The sequence below is a fragment of the Pseudomonas sp. JL2 genome, from assembly GCF_031570495.1.
GTDB classification, from domain to species: domain Bacteria; phylum Pseudomonadota; class Gammaproteobacteria; order Pseudomonadales; family Pseudomonadaceae; genus Aquipseudomonas; species Aquipseudomonas rhizophila.
In genome coordinates this window covers 384,191-399,832 of sequence record NZ_JAKUDH010000001.1, presented here as the reverse complement: position 1 = coordinate 399,832, position 15,642 = coordinate 384,191, and the positions used below count along the sequence as shown (strand labels likewise).

Genomic DNA, 15,642 nt, shown 5'->3' with positions numbered 1-15,642 from the left:
GAGATGAGCATGGCTAATCCGCATCTGAAATTCGCCTCGCAGGCCGTCGCCAAACCTTACTTCGTGTTTGCCCTGATGTTGTTCCTGGGGCAGGTACTGTTCGGTTTGATCATGGGGCTGCAATACGTGGTCGGCGACTTCCTGTTCCCGCTGATTCCCTTCAACGTGGCCCGCATGGTCCACACCAACCTGCTGATCGTCTGGCTGCTGTTTGGCTTCATGGGCGCGGCGTACTACCTGATACCCGAGGAAGCCGACCGGGAGCTGCACAGTCCGAAGCTGGCGATCGTGCTGTTCTGGGTGTTCGCCGCCGCCGGGGTACTGACGATCCTGGGCTACCTCTCGGTGCCCTATGCCACGCTGGCGAAAGTTACCGGCAACGATTTGCTACCGACCATGGGCCGTGAGTTCCTGGAGCAACCGACGATCACCAAGATGGGCATCGTGGTGGTCTGCCTGGGTTTCCTCTACAACATCGGCATGACCATGCTCAAGGGCCGCAAGACCACGGTCAGCATGGTGATGATGACCGGCCTGATCGGCCTGGCGGTGTTCTTCCTGTTCTCCTTCTACAACCCGGAAAACCTCGTCCGCGACAAGTATTACTGGTGGTGGGTGGTGCATCTTTGGGTTGAAGGCGTCTGGGAACTGATCATGGGTTCGATGCTCGCCTTTGTGCTGATCAAGGTCACTGGTGTGGACCGCGAAGTGGTCGAGAAGTGGCTCTACGTGATCATCGCCATGGCCCTGATTACCGGGATCATCGGCACCGGTCACCACTTCTTCTGGATCGGCGCACCCGAAGTCTGGTTGTGGGTCGGATCGATCTTCTCCGCGCTGGAACCGCTGCCGTTCCTGGCGATGGTGATCTTCGCCTTCAGCATGGTGAAGAACCGTCGCCGGCAACACCCCAACCGCGCCGCCACCTTGTGGGCCAAAGGCACCACGGTCACCGCGTTCTTCGGCGCCGGCGTCTGGGGGTTCCTGCACACCTTGGCACCGGTGAACTTCTACACCCACGGTTCGCAACTGACTGCGGCCCATGGTCACCTGGCTTTCTACGGTGCCTACGCGATGATCGTCATGACGCTGATCAGCTACGCCATGCCGCGTCTGCGCGGGTTGGGTGAAGCGGCGGATGAGCGCTCGCAGCGCCTGGAGATCTGGGGCTTCTGGCTGATGACGCTGTCTATGGTGATGATCACCTTGTTCCTCACCGCCGCCGGTGTCGTCCAGGTGTGGCTGCAACGCTGGATGGCGGACGGCAGTGCCTTGCCGTTCATGGCGACGATGGACCATTTGAAGCCGCTGTTCTGGGCGCGTCTGGTCAGCGGCGTCGGGTTCCTGGCTGGTTTGCTCTGCTACCTGTTCAGCTTCCGCCAACGTGGCCGCGCCGCTTTGCGCGCACCGGCGGCGGTGGTGCCGTCTTGAAAGGCCACCACTGAGGCCGTGGCGAGGGAGCTTGCTCCCGCTGGGCTGCGCAGCAGACCCTTTTTGATGGGCGCTTCGCACCCAAGCGGGAGCAAGCTCCCTCGCCACAAAAGCGATGCGAGCCAGTCCCTCCACCGCAACGCGTCGATAGGAGAATAACCATGGCATTCACCCTTGAACTGGAAGAGTGGGTCGGCAGCGTCTGGCACCGTTTCATCACCCGACGAGCCAGTGTGGATTTTCCCGAAGCGCGGGTGGAGTTGATCCCCCGGCAACGCGCTCTGCATGTACTGTTGCGCGCCACCGGTGGTGCTTCTCACCTGGGTGTGGAGGCCGTCAGCGACCGCGACCTGTTGCTGCGCCGCAACCTGTTGCAGCAGATCGCCGGCACCTGCAAGCAAGTGCCATTGGCCTGGTGCGATGGCGACAACCTGCGTTTGCCGGCGAGCCTGGCGGCGTTTCCCGATGCCGGGTTGAACGAAGAACTGTACCGCTGGCTGGCGTTGCTGGCCGCGCAAGCGGGGCCGATGAAACATTGGGGACGTGACAACCAACGCTGGACCCTGGCAATGCTGGGGCGTTACCCGGCGCTGCGTGGCCGATATCGGCGGCTGGTGGATGCGCATCTGTCGTTGCGTCCCGACCCACAATCATTGCCCCCGGCCGAGGCGGCCCTGGAGCGCGCGCTGTGTCAGGCCTTGCGCGAACCGGGCAGCGTCGAGCATTTTCCGCGCAGTGAGCGGGCCGCCTGGCCGCTGCCGCTGTGGCTGTATCCGCCCCAGCATCTAGGCAATCCCCAGGCGGCCAACCTCGAGGAGTCCGAGCAATACCTGGCGACGCCGCCGGGTGAGCAGCAGGGCGGTCGCAAGCGCGCCGAGCGCATCGACGACACCACCCGGGACGGTGGGTTGCTGATCGTGCGCCTGGAGAACCTGTTCAGTTGGACCGAGCACGTGGACCTGGATCGCTGGGCGGACGACAGCGAAGACCCGGACGCGGCGCGCGTCGCCGAGGACCTGGACCAATTGACCCTGTCGCGCACCCGCTTGCGCAAGGGCGGCGGTTTGAAGTTGCACCTGGACTTGCCGCCGGCCGATGTGGATGACATTCCCCTGGGCGCGGGCATCCTGTTGCCGGAATGGGACTACCGCAAGCAACGCCTCCAGGATGATTTCGTCAGTGTGCAGACTTTCACTCCCCGGGACTGCGAACCTCAGCCGCTGCCGAACCGCCTGCGCGCCTCGGCCCAGCGTTTGCGACGCCAGTTCGAGCACCTGCGCAACGATCGACAATGGCTGCGCCAGCAAACCCAGGGTTCGGAGCTGGACCTGCAAGCCTGGCTGGACTTCCACGTCGAGCGTCAGCACGGCCAATGCAGCGAACGCGGCTTGTTCATGGAACAACGCCAGACCCGCCGCGACCTGGCTTGCCTGCTGTTGGCCGATCTGTCGATGTCCACCGATGCCCACCTCAACGACGAACACCGGGTGATCGACGTGATCCGCGACAGCTTGCTGCTGTTCGGTGAAACCCTGTCGGTGCTGGGGGATGATTTTGCCTTGTACGGGTTCTCTTCACTGCGCCGACAACAGGTGCGGATGCACGAGATCAAGGCGTTCAACCAAGGCTATGACGACCACACCCGCGGTCGGATCCAGGGCCTCAGGCCCGGTTACTACACGCGCATGGGCGCCGCCATTCGCCAGGCCACCCAACGGCTGGAAGGGTGCAAGCGGCGACGCAAGTTGTTGTTGCTGGTGAGCGATGGCAAACCCAACGATCTGGATCTCTATGAAGGGCGCTATGGCGTGGAGGACACCCGCCAGGCGGTGCTGGAGGCTCGGCGCCAGGGGCTGACGCCGTTTTGCATCACCATCGATCGTGAAGCCGGGGATTACCTGCCGTACATGTTCGGCGCCAACGGCTACACCTTGATCCGTCAGCCGGAGCAACTGCCGCTGCGTTTGCCGCAGTTGTACCGGCAGTTGACTCAGGATTGAGGGTTCAGGCGATGTCGCGGGGTAACCAGAAAAACATGACGACGCAGAATATCGTCAGACCGATACAGAACCAGGTGAAGCGTCGCAGTCGACGCTCGCCAGCCAGCGCCGCCTCGGCCGGCAGCGGCATGCCGCACTGGCGACATTCGCTTTGATTGGCGGGGTTGGTGTGTTGGCAATACAGGCAGGTGGGTTGTGCGCTCATTCGAAATGTTCCAGGCGCAGGCGATCGAGAATGGCGATCTGGCGACCGTCCTGGGTGATGATTTTTTCATCGATCAGCCGGCGGATGATCCGCGAGAAGGTTTCTGGCTGGATCGACAGGTGTCCGGCGATCAGTTGCTTGGCCATGGGCAGCTCGAACTGGCTGTCCACGGTTTGCAAGCGCACCAGTTGTGTCAGCAGGTAGCGCACCACGCGGTGGGTGGCGTTTTTCAGCGACAGGGTTTCAATCTCGTTGACCCGTTGGTGCAGGCGCACACAGAGCTTGCCGAGCAGGGCGAAGGTCAACCGGCTGTTACTTTGCAAAAGACGCATGTACGTGGCATTGGACAGGCGATACAGCTGGGTTGGCCCAACGGCCTCTGCGCAAGCGACGTAGTTCGGCGTGTCCATCAGCATCATGGCTTCAGCGAAGGTCTGGCGCTCGCCGATCACCTCGAAGACTTTTTCCTGGCCGTCCGGCGTCAACCGGTAGATTTTCACCGCGCCGGAGATCACGAAGTAAAACGCCTGCGCCGGTTCGCCTTGGCGGAACAGCGGTTCGCCCCTGTCGACATTCAGCAATTGGCTGGTACTCATCAGTTCGTCGAGCTGTTCTTCGTTCAACGGTTCGAACAGGTGATGACTGCGCAGAATCTGGTGATGAACACGGTGAAGCACCATGGCATGAGTCCTTGTATGGCAGGGAAATGAATCGGATTCAGACGAGGCTCAGGGACAGGCCGCTGGCCAGACCCACGACGCAAGAGAGCAGGACGAACCAGGCGAGTGGCAGCGCGACGTATTTCATGGATAACCCCGGCAAAAAAAAAGTCTGTGCCCTGCCAGAGCAAGAGACGGGCCATGCCCGCAACCGTTGATTTGCGGGGCCGTACGGTGAGATGGGTATAAATGACCCTGTACTGTTAGGGTGATAATCACCATGACAGGGTTATATTTACCCGGTTGATGGCCATTTGTGGGAGCGAGCCTGCTCACGATGGCGGCTTATCAGTCAGCGGAGATATCGAGCTGACCGGCCTCATCGCCAGCAGGCTCGCCCCTTCAGGGGATAAACAGACAGTTTATTGAGTGGGGCGGTGCACCCTCGAACAGTTTCGGCAAGCCCCTTGCAAGTACCTGGGTGAGGCAGGCTGGCTTGATCTGAGACAAGGCCCGCCGGTGCCGATAGCTGATCATTCGAACCCTGATTGTTGACCCCTCACCGCTGGCCCGTCCCGCGCTGAGGTAAAGGAGTGGTGTATGCAAGTGCTTGACCGTCGCAAGGCCATGGCCATCCTGCCGTTGTGGCGGCTGGCGTTTCGGCCGTTTTTCCTGGCCGGGTGTGTGCTTGCATTGTTGGCCATACCGTTGTGGCTGGCGGCGTTTACTGGAAGGCTGTCGGCCTGGCAACCGGCCGGCGGCTGGTTGGCCTGGCACCGTCATGAACTGCTGTTCGGCTTCGGCCTGGCAATCATCGCCGGGTTCTTGTTGACGGCCGTGCAGACCTGGACAGGTACTCCGGGGCTTAGTGGCAAACGTCTGGCGGCGCTGGCGCTGTTATGGCTGGGCGCGCGACTGGCCTGGCTGGCAGATGCGCCCTGGCCATTGCTGACGGTGCTGGAGCTGGGTTTCGCCCTGGCGGTTGCGGCGTTGATGGGCATTACGTTGTGGCGCGTACGGCAGAAGCGCAACTACCCGATTGTGCTGGTCTTGCTGCTGTTGGCCGCCGCTGATGGGTTATCCGTGTACGGTCTGGTGCAACATGACGAGGGCTTGCAGCGCCAAAGTGTGCTTACGGGCCTGTGGCTGGTGGCGGCGATGATGGGGCTGATCGGCGGGCGGGTGATTCCTTTCTTCACCCAGCGCGGTCTGGGCCGGGTAGAAGGCGTTGCCCCCTGGCCGTGGCTCGATCGTCTGTTACTGGCGGGGTCGGCACTGGTGGCGCTGCTGTATGCCTTCGGCCCGGCGCTGTCGACCAGCCTCTGGGTCGGCCTGTTGTTCGCCGCGCTGGCGGTGGGGCACGGGGTGCGGCTGGTGCGTTGGCATGATCGGGATTTGTGGCGGGTGCCGCTGCTGTGGTCGCTGCACCTGGCCTACGCCTGGCTGGCGCTGGCTTGCCTGGGCATGGCCCTGTGGCATTTCGGCGTCGCGCTGAACCCGAGCCTGGCGGTGCACAGCTTGTCCATCGGCGCCATGGCCGGGTTGATCCTGGCGATGATCGCCCGCGTCAGCCTGGGCCATACCGGGCGAGCCCTGGAACCGCCGGCCGGCATGACCCTGGCGTTCGTCCTGCTGAACCTGGCATGCCTGAGCCGAGTGCTGCTGGTGCTGCTGTTCCCGTTGGCCGCGCTGTGGCTGGCGGGGCTGTGCTGGACCCTGGCATTCGGACTCTACGCCTGGCGTTATGGGCCGATGCTGTTGCAGGCCCGCGTGGATGGGCATCCAGGATGAGCCGAGGGGATCGATGATGTATGGGGTTTTGCTGGTCACTCATCTATTGGCGGCTATCGCTTTTATCGGCACGTTGTTTTTCGAGGTTTTTATCTGGCATGCCGCCCGCCGGCCTTTGGCCCAAGGCGTCAGGGACGCCGCCGATCCTGCGATCGCCAAGCGTTCGCGGCAGGTGTTGCACGGGGTGGTGCTGGTGCTTTACAGCGCCGGCATCGCGCTGGCCTGGCAGCATCGCGGTGCATTGAGCCAACCGTTGAGCAACAGCTTCGGCCTGTTGCTGAGCCTGAAGATTCTGCTGGCCTTGAGCATCATCGGCCATTATTTGTGGCTGGCGTACTGGCTCAAGAGCGGGCGGCTGACCCCGGACCGCGCCTGCTGGCTGCGTCGCAGTATCCTGGGACACATGGTGCTGATTGTGGTGTTGGCCAAGGCGATGTTCTATTGGCAGTTTTGAGCAGGAATGAGAGCCACAAACGGCTGTGGGAGCAAAGCTTGCTCGCGATGGCGCAATGTCAGTCGGTATCAATGTTGACTGATCCAGCGCTATCGCGAGCAAGCTTTGCTCCCACAGGGGTAATGGCAATGTTTGAGAGTCAGCGAACGGGTTTCATCGCATTGACGAACAACACATTGTTTTCCAGATGGATGTGCTGCATCAGGTCATCACGAAACTCCACCAGCCCGCGATACAGGGCGCGCCAGGTGTTGCAGGCATCGGAGGGCGGGGTGATCTGGTCGGTCAGGGCAAGCATGGTTTCCAGCGCTTCACCGTGCTGGTCGTGTTCGTAGCGCAGTACCTGGATGGGGGCCGAGGCCCGATCACCCAGGCCCTGTTGCAGCATCGGGAACAGCACCTGCTCCTCCTTGAGCATGTGGCCTTCGAGTTCCTGATACATGTCCTGCAAGTGATCGGCCAGGCCGACGGGGCAACTGGCCCGGGCGCCATGGACCATCTCGACGCGGCGGGCCAGACGGATCAATTCCGGCAGCTGTTCGCGGTGACGGGCGTGGTAGCGTTCCAGGATGTGGGCGATCAACAGCGCCTGGGGTTCGTCGCGCCAGTCATGGCCCAGTTCCCCAGCGGCCTGCAGGGTGCGTAGGGCATCGGCGATCAGCAGTGGGTTCAGGCCCTTGCCCAGCGCTGCTTCGCGCAAGGATTTTTGCCCGCCACAACAGAAGTCGAGGTTGTAGTGATGAAAGGTACGGGTGGCACCGGGAATGTCGCAGGCCAATTGGCCGAGGCTTTGTTCCAGCAGATCGAGGCTCATCATGTTTCCTTGGGTTGAATCCCGGGAGGGACAGATGAGCGAACTTTGCAGCCGACGTGCCAGAATTAACTGTCTGAAAATTAACGGATAAATATTTACCAGGGTGATTCTCACCCTGGCTGCAAGGGGTCAAACGAACCCTGGAGGGTAATCACTACCATGCTGCGTGAAAGCCTGGCCGCCGACCTGATCGTCGAGTTGCCCAATGCCGTTCGATTGCAACGCCTGGTACAGACCCTGCGCGAATACTTCAACAGTGGCGCCGTAGGCTTGTTGCGCCTGGACGATGACAGCCTCAGGCCTGTCGCCACCGTAGGCCTGGTGCATGAGGCGCTCGGCCGTCGGTTCGTGATCGCCCAGCATCCGCGCCTGGCGGCGATCATGGCGTCGCGCGAACCCACCTGGTTCGAGCCCGACAGCCGCTTGCCCGACCCTTATGACGGCTTGCTCGATAACCACGTCGGCGAACCGCTGCCGGTGCACGACTGCATGGGCGTGAGCCTGTACGTGGAAGGGCGGCTCTGGGGCGCGATCACCCTGGATGCGCTGCATGCTGGCACCTTCGACAGCCGCGCAAGGGAAGAACTCAAACGGTGCACCTTGCAGATCGAAGCGGCGGTGCGGGTGACCCGGCTCGAGCAGGAAAACCGCAGCCTGCGCGCCTCGCGCAGTGATCTGCCGGATGTCCGTCGGCCGGCCGAGGAGGGCGAGATCCTTGGGCGCAGCGAGGTGCTGGATCAACTGCTCAACGAGCTGGACGTATTGGCCGACTCCGAACTGCCGGTGCTGTTGCTGGGAGAAACCGGTGTCGGCAAGGAGTTGTTTGCGCGTCGTTTGCATCGCTTGTCCCGGCGCAGTCACAAGCCGCTGGTGCAGGTCAATTGCGCAGCCTTGCCCGAGTCCCTGGCCGAAAGCGAACTGTTCGGCCACGTCAAAGGGGCATTCTCCGGCGCTACGACCGACCGCGCCGGGCGTTTCGACGCGGCCAATGGCGGCACGTTGTTTCTCGACGAGGTGGGTGAATTGCCGTTGAGTGTGCAGGCCAAGTTGCTGCGCACCCTGCAAAACGGCGAGATCCAGCGCCTGGGTGCTGACAAGCCGCTGCACGTCGATGTGCGGATCATCGCCGCCACCAACCGCCACCTGCCGGACAGCATTCGCGATGGGCTATTTCGCGCCGACCTGTATCACCGGCTCTCGGTCTACCCGGTGCCGATCCCGCCGTTGCGCGAACGCGGTAGCGATGTGCTGATGCTCGCCGGGCATTTCCTCGAGTTGAACCGCACGCGCCTGGGCTTGCGCGGATTGCGCCTGTCACCGGTCGCTGAACAGGCGCTGCTGGCGTACTCCTGGCCGGGCAATGTGCGGGAGCTGGAGCACGTGATCAGTCGCGCGGCGTTGAAGCAACTCAGCCGCGGGGCCAGTCGCAGCCTGATCATGACCCTGGAGCCGCAGGTGCTGGACCTGGACGTCAGTGCCAGTGGATCCACGGCCCACACGACACTTGAACAGTCTCTAGAGGTCGCCGATGTACCGTTCCAGCCGCTGAATGAAGCTGTCGACACTTGCCAGCGCCAGGCGATCCTCAAGGCCCTGGAGCATTGCGGGCAGAACTGGGCCGGTGCGGCGCGGCTGCTGGAGGTCGACCCGAGCAACCTGCATAAACTGGCGCGGCGGTTGGGGCTCAAGTAGCGGTCTGTCTGTAACGACCGAGCCGCCTTCATCGCGAGCAAGCTCGCTCCCACATTCGTCCTGTGGCGTTCACAAAACCCTGTGGGAGCGAGCTTGCTCGCGATGGCGTCGGTAAATTCAACACAGGAATCAGCATTGACAACGATCAAGGTCGGCTCAGGCGGCCAGGCGCAGACTGGGCCAAACCTATCGGGAGATCACCTCCATGCCCCTTTCCCTGGCCAAAATGCGCCGCCAGTACACCCTCGATGGCCTGGATGAAACCCATGTCCCGGACGATCCGATGGTTCTGTTCGGGTTATGGATGCAACAAGCCCGCGACACCGAAAGCCCGCCGGTGGAAGCCAACAGCATGACCCTGGCGACCGTGGACGAGCAGGGCCGGCCGCACTGTCGGGTGCTGCTGCTCAAGGGGTTCAGCGATGAAGGTTTCACATTTTTCGGCAACTACGACAGTGGCAAGGGACGGGACCTGGCGATCAATCCCTGGGCGGCCATGACCTTTTTCTGGCCGGGACTGGAGCGGCAAGTGCGGGTTGAAGGGCAGGTTCACAAGCTCGATTCCGGGCTATCGGATGCCTATTTCATTTCCCGCCCCCTGGCCAGTCGTCTTGGTGCCTGGGCCTCGCCGCAAAGCCGTGAGCTGGAGGATCGGGCCGCCCTTGAGGCGTTGCTGACGCAGACCGAACGACGGTTTATCAATCAGCCAGTGCCGCGTCCCGAACACTGGGGCGGCTACTGCCTGAGGCCTGAACGGCTGGAGTTCTGGCAAGGCCGCGCCGACCGTCTGCACGATCGCCTCGACTACCGCCTGCAAGAAGGCGTCTGGCAGCGTAGCCGCCTGGCACCGTAAACGCCGAGGGAGGTACCTCTATCGGGGAATAGGCCCGGCCCCGATTGCGGTTCAGGCTGGGCCATCTTTTTTTAAAGGACGGCTGACCATGGCCCATCTGACGCAACGCCACTTTCAACCGCTGAATATTGCGGTGCTGACCATCAGCGATACCCGTAGCTTCGAAACCGATACCTCCGGGCAGACCCTCGCCGATCTGCTGCAAACCGCCGGGCATGTGCTGATCGACCGTGGGCTGGTGAAGGACGATATCTACCAGATCCGCGCCCAGGTCTCGCAGTGGATCGCCGCCCCTGAAGTGCAAGTGGTGCTGATGACCGGCGGCACCGGTTTTACCCCCCGCGATAACACCCCCCAGGCGGTGCTGCCGCTGCTGGACAAGCAGGTGGACGGGTTCGGCGAACTGTTCCGGCAGGTGTCACTGGCAGAGATCGGCATGTCCAGCCTGCAATCACGGGCATTGGCGGGTATGAGCAACGGCGTATTGGTGTGCTGCCTGCCGGGTTCGCCGGGCGCGTGTCGCACCGGTTGGGAACAGATCCTGGTCGGTCAACTGGACAGCCGCACCGGCCCGTGCAACTTCACTCCCCACCTCAAGCCGCAGCCCGGCGTTGTCGTTGAGCCTTGCGGGACGCGCTCATGAGCAGCGGCGCGTGTGGCAGCGTCTGTGAGAGCGGCGCGCTGATGCCGGTGGATGAAGCCATCCGCTACCTGCTGGATCAGGCACCGCTGCCGCCTCCGGTGCAACGGGTGGCGCTGGACCAGGCCTTGGGCCGGGTGCTGGCGACAGACATCCGCAGCCCCATGAACTTGCCTGCGTGGGACAACAGCGCCATGGACGGTTATGCCCTGCGGGCCGCTGACCTGCCAGCCGCCGGAGGTTATCTGACCCTGGCCGGGCGCATTGCCGCCGGACAGGCATCCAATAATCCGCTGCAGCCCGGGCAGGCCGTACGGATTTTCACGGGCGCGCCGCTGCCGCCGGGGGCAGACACCGTGGTGCCCCAGGAAAGCTGTCGGGTAGCAGGTGAGCGGGTCTGGTTGCCACCGGTCAATGACGGCGACCATGTGCGCAAGGAAGGCGAGGAAGTGCGCCGAGGAGACCTGTTGCTTCGTGCCGGCAAGCGCTTGCGGGCCCAGGAGCTGGGGTTGCTGGCCGGTGCCGGGATTGCGCGAATGGAGGTCTATCGGCCGTTGCAGGTCGGTCTGCTCAGCAGCGGCGATGAACTGCGCGAACCGGGCGAAGCATTGGCGCCGGGGCAGATCTACAACAGCAATCGCCATAGCCTCGCGGCACTGCTGCGCGGCTGGGGCATGGAGGTGCATGACTACGGCGCCATGCCCGACAAGCTGCTCGCCAGTCGCCAGGCCTTGAGCCTGGCGGCGGCCGAGTGTGATGTGCTGCTGACCTCCGGCGGCGTTTCGGTGGGCGAGGAGGATCATCTCAAACAAGCCATCGAAGCGCTGGGCAGCGTTGACCTGTGGCGCCTGGCAATCCAGCCGGGCAAACCGCTGGCCTTTGGCGAAGTGGCCGGCAAACCCTGGATCGGTTTGCCAGGTAACCCATCGGCGGCGCTGATTACCGCATTGATTGTCGTGCGCCCGTTCCTGTTCCGGGCCCAAGGCATGGACGAAGTATTGCCTATCCCGTTGCAGTTGCCGGCCGGGTTTGACTGGCCAAAGCCCAACCGGCGGCGGCAGTACCTGCGGGCGAAACTGGTCCCCGGTGCCGATGGTTCGCTGTGTGTCGAGCTGCATCCCCAGCAAAGTTCGGCCATGTTGGCTGCCGCATGCTGGGCCGACGGTCTGGCCGTGGTCGAGTGTCAGGCGCACGTGCGCATGCACGACAAGGTGATGTACTTGCCGTTCGCGAGCCTGATGCATTAACGGCAATTGATTGTCGTCAAGGTCGCCGCCGATGAGCTGACTAGACTGGCGGCGCTCCGAGTTTTCTCATGAGGATGTCCCATGCAACTGGTTTGCCCGGCAGGGAATCTGCCTGCCCTCAAAGCGGCGGTGCGCCAAGGCGCCGATGCCGTCTATGTCGGCTTTCGCGATGACACCAACGCCCGGCATTTCGCCGGGCTGAACATGGACGACAAACAGTTCGACGCGGCGGTCGCGCACATCCGCCAGCACCAACGCAAACTCTATGTGGCGGTCAACACCTACCCGCAACCCAAGGGCTGGGAGCGTTGGCAGCGCGCGGTGGATCGCGCCGCCGATCTGGGCGTCGACGCCCTGATCGCCGCCGACCCCGGCGTGCTCGGCTACGCCAGCCAGCGCCACCCACAACTGGCCCTGCATCTTTCGGTACAAGGTTCGGCGACCCATGCCGCGGCGCTGGCTTTTTACGCCGAGCGCTACGGCATTCGGCGTGCGGTGCTGCCACGGGTGCTGTCCCTGGCCCAGGTGCGGCAGGTAGCAGCAGCGAGCCCAGTGCCGATCGAAGTCTTCGGTTTCGGCAGCCTGTGCATCATGGCCGAGGGCCGTTGTCACTTGTCTTCCTACATCACCGGTGAGTCGCCGAACCTGTGCGGCGTGTGCTCACCGGCCAAGGCAGTGCGCTGGAGCGAAGACGCCGACGGCCTGAGCGCACGCTTGAGCGAGGTGCTGATCGATCGCTACACCCCTGACGAGCCGGCCGGTTACCCGACCCTGTGCAAGGGCCGCTTCCTGGTCGACGGCAAGCGCTTCCATGCCCTGGAAGAACCCACCAGCCTCGACACCCTGGACCTGCTGCCGGAGCTGGCGGCCATCGGCGTCGAGGCAGTGAAGATCGAGGGCCGCCAGCGCAGCCCGGCCTACGTTGAACAAGTGACCCGGGTCTGGCGCGCCGCACTGGATGCCCACCGGGCTGCGCCGCAACGATTCCGGGTGCGGGAAGAATGGCGCCAGGTGTTGGCCGGTTTGTCGGAAGGCAGCCAGACCACCCTGGGCGCTTACCATCGATCATGGCAATGAGGGAGGCCAGATGAAACTCAGCCTGGGACCGGTCCTGTTTTACTGGGACAAAGCGCAACTGGGGAATTTCTACGCCGAGATGTCGGCCTTGCCGCTGGATGTGATTTACCTGGGGGAAACCGTCTGCTCAAAGCGCCGGGCATTCTCCCTGGATCAATGGCTGGGCCTGGGGCGCGAACTGCAAGCGTGCAGCCAGGCACAGATTGTGTTGTCGAGCCTGACGCTGATCGAAGCGGCCTCGGAGCTGTCATCCTTGCGTCGGCTGTGTGACAACGGCCAATTGTTGGTGGAAGCCAATGACATGGGGGCGGTGCAGTTTCTCGCTGAACGCAAGTTGCCTTTCGTGGGCGGCCCGGCGTTGAACCTGTACAACGGCCATGCCCTGGGGCAATTGCTCGACAGCGGCATGATTCGCTGGGTACCGCCTGTGGAGTGCTCGGCGGCGCTGATCGGCGATGTACTGGAGCAGGTGCGGGAAATGGACCGCGAGGTCCCCGAGGTGGAGATTTTTGCCTACGGCCACTTGCCCCTGGCTTATTCGGCACGCTGCTTCACCGCCCGGGCCGAAAACCGGCCCAAGGACGACTGTCAGTTCTGTTGCATCAACTATCCCGACGGCCTGGCGCTGAGCAGTCAGGAGGGCCAGCAACTGTTCACCCTCAACGGCATTCAGACGATGTCCGGTGAGGTCACCAATCTGTTGGCCGATTACCCCGCGCTGATGGCCAGTGGCGCCGACGTGCTGCGTCTGAGCCCGCGCGCCCAGGGCATGGCCGAGGTGGTCAGGGCCTTCGACAACGTTCGCCAGGGCGAGGCACCACCGCTGTTTGTGGCCGGTTGCAACGGCTATTGGCACGGTCATGCCGGCATGTTGAAAGTTGAGGAGGCGGGCCTGTGTTGAGTCCGAAAAAGTGGGTGCTCAAAGGTGCCGATCGCTTGCTGCCGCTGGTGGGTAAGGTGCCGTTCGTGGTGCAGCGACTGGCGCTACAGCAGGCGCTCAACCGTTGCCTGGCCGAGCCGCTGCGCGATGGCGGGTTCGAGGTGTTGCGCGGGCGTTGGCTATGCCTGCGGGTGCCGGACCTGAAGTTGTGCTGGTACCTGACGCTGTCGCGGGATGGACTGCGTATTGCCGAACAAGCCGAAGCCCAGGTCAGCATCAGTGGCAACTGGCGTGAATTTCTCTTGCTCGCCAGTCGGCAGGAAGATCCCGACACGTTGTTCTTCCGGCGACGCCTGGTGATCGAGGGCGACACCGAACTGGGGCTGGCGCTGAAAAACCTGATCGACAGTCTCGACCCGGAGGTCTTGCCGCCCTGGTTATGGCGCAACCTGGAACGGGCGGGCAAGGGATTGGCGGCGGCCTGATGAAAGCTCCAGGCTCACTGCCCCTGGTGTACTCCTGTTCCGGTTGTTCCAACGTGGCGCAACTGGCCAACACCGTCGCCCTGCGCCTGGACCGCGCCGGCCTGGCCGAGATGTCCTGCATCGTCGGGGTCGGCGGGCATGTGCCGGCACTGGTCAATAAAGCGCGCTCGGGGCGGCGGATCATCGCGCTGGACGGTTGTCCGTTGCAGTGCGTTCAGGCGTGTTTGCAGCAGCATGATCTGGAAGCGGATGTGCATGTGATTTTGAGCCAGTTGGGCTGGCGCAAGCGTTTCGGCGTCGATTGCACGCAAGAGGAGGGGGACGCGTTGTTTGAGCGGTTGATACCGATGATGGGTGTCGATTAAAGACGCTGGCGCAAACACCCACCCTGTGGCGAGGGAGCTTGCTCCCGCTGGGGGCGAAGCCCCCCCAAGGATTCTCACTGCGGTGGGTCAGGTTGATTGCATTCGGTTTCTTTGGGGCTGCTGCGCAACCCAGCGGGAGCAAGCTCCCTCGCCACAGGGGCTTGTTAGCACTTCGCTGCATTATTGCTGATAAGCGTCCAGCTCATCTTCGGCCAGGATGCGAATGTTGCGCCGCTCCATGGCAATCAGGCCACCGTCTACCAGGCGATGGAGAATGCGCGAAAAAGTCTCTGGCTGGATTCCCAGCTTGGAGGCCACCAGGCGTTTGGACACCTGCAGCACCACCTGACCGTCGCGCGGGTCGCGTTCCTGAAGCAGAAAATTGATGACCCGCCGGCTGGCGCTGGCCAGGGTCAGGTTGTCGATGTCCTTGAGGCGCTGGTGCAAATGGATACTCATGCTCGCCAGGATCGCCAGGCAGACCTTCGGCTGGTCTTCCAGGGCCTTGCGGTAATGAGTGCCTTCGATACTCACCAGTACGCTGTCCTTGAGCGCCGATGCACTGACCGGGTAGCACCGGGCCTGGCTGAACAGCAGAGCCTCGGCGAAGGTCTGCCCGGGCTGGATGATTTCCACCAGGTTTTCCTGGCCTTCACCGGTGACCCGGAACAGCTTGATCTGACCGCTGACCAGCAGGAAAAACCGCTTGGCCGGGTCGCCCTGGTGCATGAGCGTGCTGTTGCACTCCAGGCGTTTGAGCACGGCCAGGTTGCACACGTCTTCGAAGACCCGCTCCGGTAACTGGCTGAACAGGTGATGACGACGCAACAGTAAAACGATGGAAGGATGAGTCAGCATGGCGTACCTCCGCGTGCCGTCATGGTAGAACCCCACGCGCCCCCGGCCTATGCCTCCGCAGGCCTACCTCGGAAGAGGGAGGTGCGTCCCCGCTCAAACACAAGCCCTGTGGGAGCGAGCCTGCTCGCGATAGCGGAGGGTCAGCTTGCAGGGATGTTGAATGTGCCGCCGTCATCGCGAGCAAGCTCGCT

16 protein-coding genes are annotated in these 15,642 nt (G+C 63.0%); 12 read left to right on the top strand and 4 right to left on the bottom strand.

What is annotated here, in order from left to right; translation table 11 throughout:
* Positions 1-3: 3 nt before the first annotated feature.
* Positions 4-1,431, top strand: a complete 1,428-nt coding sequence (locus MKS85_RS01870; protein ID WP_047225838.1) for a cbb3-type cytochrome c oxidase subunit I — start codon at positions 4-6, stop codon at positions 1,429-1,431.
* A gap of 161 nt (positions 1,432-1,592) precedes the next feature.
* Positions 1,593-3,431, top strand: coding sequence for a VWA domain-containing protein (locus tag MKS85_RS01865; RefSeq protein ID WP_310662618.1), 1,839 nt, complete (start codon positions 1,593-1,595; stop codon positions 3,429-3,431).
* Between the two features lie 4 nt (positions 3,432-3,435).
* Here the strand turns inward: MKS85_RS01865 and MKS85_RS01860 are convergent, their stop codons facing one another.
* Both MKS85_RS01860 and MKS85_RS01855 read right to left on the bottom strand, forming a co-directional pair.
* Positions 3,436-3,636 carry a hypothetical protein gene (locus MKS85_RS01860; protein WP_047225840.1) on the bottom strand — a complete coding sequence of 67 codons (201 nt, stop codon included), beginning with the start codon at positions 3,634-3,636 and terminating at the stop codon, positions 3,436-3,438.
* Positions 3,633-4,316, bottom strand: coding sequence for a Crp/Fnr family transcriptional regulator (locus MKS85_RS01855; RefSeq protein ID WP_047225841.1), 684 nt, complete (start codon positions 4,314-4,316; stop codon positions 3,633-3,635). The genes MKS85_RS01860 and MKS85_RS01855 overlap by 4 nt, the downstream gene beginning before the upstream one ends.
* Before the next feature lie 579 nt (positions 4,317-4,895).
* On the opposite strand from MKS85_RS01855, the gene MKS85_RS01850 reads away from it, so the two are divergent.
* Together MKS85_RS01850 and MKS85_RS01845 are read left to right on the top strand one after the other, a co-directional pair.
* Positions 4,896-6,086 (top strand): NnrS family protein, encoded by a 1,191-nt coding sequence (locus tag MKS85_RS01850; RefSeq protein WP_047225842.1) that lies wholly within the window; start codon positions 4,896-4,898, stop codon positions 6,084-6,086.
* 13 nt (positions 6,087-6,099) lie between these two features.
* The gene (locus tag MKS85_RS01845) at positions 6,100-6,540 is read left to right on the top strand and encodes a hypothetical protein (RefSeq protein WP_139050001.1); all 441 of its coding nucleotides are present in this window, start codon (positions 6,100-6,102) and stop codon (positions 6,538-6,540) included.
* A gap of 139 nt (positions 6,541-6,679) precedes the next feature.
* Here the strand turns inward: MKS85_RS01845 and ytfE are convergent, their stop codons facing one another.
* Positions 6,680-7,354, bottom strand: coding sequence for an iron-sulfur cluster repair protein YtfE (gene ytfE, locus MKS85_RS01840; RefSeq protein WP_047225844.1), 675 nt, complete (start codon positions 7,352-7,354; stop codon positions 6,680-6,682).
* 159 nt (positions 7,355-7,513) lie between these two features.
* Between ytfE and norR the strand changes: the two genes are divergently transcribed.
* The 8 genes from norR to MKS85_RS01800 all read left to right on the top strand — a co-directional run bounded on the left by norR (position 7,514) and on the right by MKS85_RS01800 (position 14,593).
* Positions 7,514-9,046, top strand: a complete 1,533-nt coding sequence (norR, locus tag MKS85_RS01835; RefSeq protein ID WP_310662617.1) for a nitric oxide reductase transcriptional regulator NorR — start codon at positions 7,514-7,516, stop codon at positions 9,044-9,046.
* Between the two features lie 205 nt (positions 9,047-9,251).
* Positions 9,252-9,899, top strand: a complete 648-nt coding sequence (gene pdxH / locus MKS85_RS01830; protein WP_310662616.1) for a pyridoxamine 5'-phosphate oxidase — start codon at positions 9,252-9,254, stop codon at positions 9,897-9,899.
* An 88-nt stretch (positions 9,900-9,987) separates the two neighbouring features.
* Positions 9,988-10,542 (top strand): molybdenum cofactor biosynthesis protein B, encoded by a 555-nt coding sequence (moaB, locus tag MKS85_RS01825; RefSeq protein ID WP_047225846.1) that lies wholly within the window; start codon positions 9,988-9,990, stop codon positions 10,540-10,542.
* Complete coding sequence (gene glp, locus MKS85_RS01820) at positions 10,539-11,786, top strand: gephyrin-like molybdotransferase Glp (protein ID WP_310662615.1); 1,248 nt, start codon at positions 10,539-10,541, stop codon at positions 11,784-11,786. The genes moaB and glp overlap by 4 nt, the downstream gene beginning before the upstream one ends.
* A gap of 81 nt (positions 11,787-11,867) precedes the next feature.
* Entirely contained in the window at positions 11,868-12,863 is a 996-nt protein-coding gene (locus MKS85_RS01815) for a peptidase U32 family protein (RefSeq protein WP_310662614.1), read from the top strand.
* A gap of 10 nt (positions 12,864-12,873) precedes the next feature.
* Entirely contained in the window at positions 12,874-13,764 is an 891-nt protein-coding gene (locus MKS85_RS01810; protein WP_310662613.1) for a U32 family peptidase, read from the top strand.
* Positions 13,758-14,228, top strand: a complete 471-nt coding sequence (locus tag MKS85_RS01805) for an SCP2 sterol-binding domain-containing protein (RefSeq protein WP_310662612.1) — start codon at positions 13,758-13,760, stop codon at positions 14,226-14,228. The genes MKS85_RS01810 and MKS85_RS01805 overlap by 7 nt, the downstream gene beginning before the upstream one ends.
* A complete protein-coding gene (locus MKS85_RS01800) occupies positions 14,228-14,593 on the top strand; it encodes a putative zinc-binding protein (protein ID WP_281459195.1) in 366 nt (121 codons plus the stop codon). The genes MKS85_RS01805 and MKS85_RS01800 overlap by 1 nt, the downstream gene beginning before the upstream one ends.
* Positions 14,594-14,773: 180 nt before the next feature.
* Here the strand turns inward: MKS85_RS01800 and MKS85_RS01795 are convergent, their stop codons facing one another.
* Positions 14,774-15,451 carry a Crp/Fnr family transcriptional regulator gene (locus MKS85_RS01795; RefSeq protein WP_047225852.1) on the bottom strand — a complete coding sequence of 226 codons (678 nt, stop codon included), beginning with the start codon at positions 15,449-15,451 and terminating at the stop codon, positions 14,774-14,776.
* Positions 15,452-15,642 lie beyond the last annotated feature (191 nt).

Coding starts and splice junctions, on each gene's coding strand:
- glp (WP_310662615.1), top strand. CDS start 10,539: ATGAGCAGCGGCGCGTGTGGCAGCGTCTGTGAGAGCGGCGCGCTGATG.
- MKS85_RS01815 (WP_310662614.1), top strand. CDS start 11,868: ATGCAACTGGTTTGCCCGGCAGGGAATCTGCCTGCCCTCAAAGCGGCG.
- ytfE (WP_047225844.1), bottom strand. CDS start 7,354: ATGAGCCTCGATCTGCTGGAACAAAGCCTCGGCCAATTGGCCTGCGAC.
- MKS85_RS01810 (WP_310662613.1), top strand. CDS start 12,874: ATGAAACTCAGCCTGGGACCGGTCCTGTTTTACTGGGACAAAGCGCAA.
- MKS85_RS01860 (WP_047225840.1), bottom strand. CDS start 3,636: ATGAGCGCACAACCCACCTGCCTGTATTGCCAACACACCAACCCCGCC.
- pdxH (WP_310662616.1), top strand. CDS start 9,252: ATGCCCCTTTCCCTGGCCAAAATGCGCCGCCAGTACACCCTCGATGGC.
- MKS85_RS01865 (WP_310662618.1), top strand. CDS start 1,593: ATGGCATTCACCCTTGAACTGGAAGAGTGGGTCGGCAGCGTCTGGCAC.
- moaB (WP_047225846.1), top strand. CDS start 9,988: ATGGCCCATCTGACGCAACGCCACTTTCAACCGCTGAATATTGCGGTG.
- norR (WP_310662617.1), top strand. CDS start 7,514: ATGCTGCGTGAAAGCCTGGCCGCCGACCTGATCGTCGAGTTGCCCAAT.
- MKS85_RS01855 (WP_047225841.1), bottom strand. CDS start 4,316: ATGGTGCTTCACCGTGTTCATCACCAGATTCTGCGCAGTCATCACCTG.
- MKS85_RS01795 (WP_047225852.1), bottom strand. CDS start 15,451: ATGCTGACTCATCCTTCCATCGTTTTACTGTTGCGTCGTCATCACCTG.
- MKS85_RS01845 (WP_139050001.1), top strand. CDS start 6,100: ATGATGTATGGGGTTTTGCTGGTCACTCATCTATTGGCGGCTATCGCT.
- MKS85_RS01800 (WP_281459195.1), top strand. CDS start 14,228: ATGAAAGCTCCAGGCTCACTGCCCCTGGTGTACTCCTGTTCCGGTTGT.
- MKS85_RS01850 (WP_047225842.1), top strand. CDS start 4,896: ATGCAAGTGCTTGACCGTCGCAAGGCCATGGCCATCCTGCCGTTGTGG.
- MKS85_RS01870 (WP_047225838.1), top strand. CDS start 4: ATGAGCATGGCTAATCCGCATCTGAAATTCGCCTCGCAGGCCGTCGCC.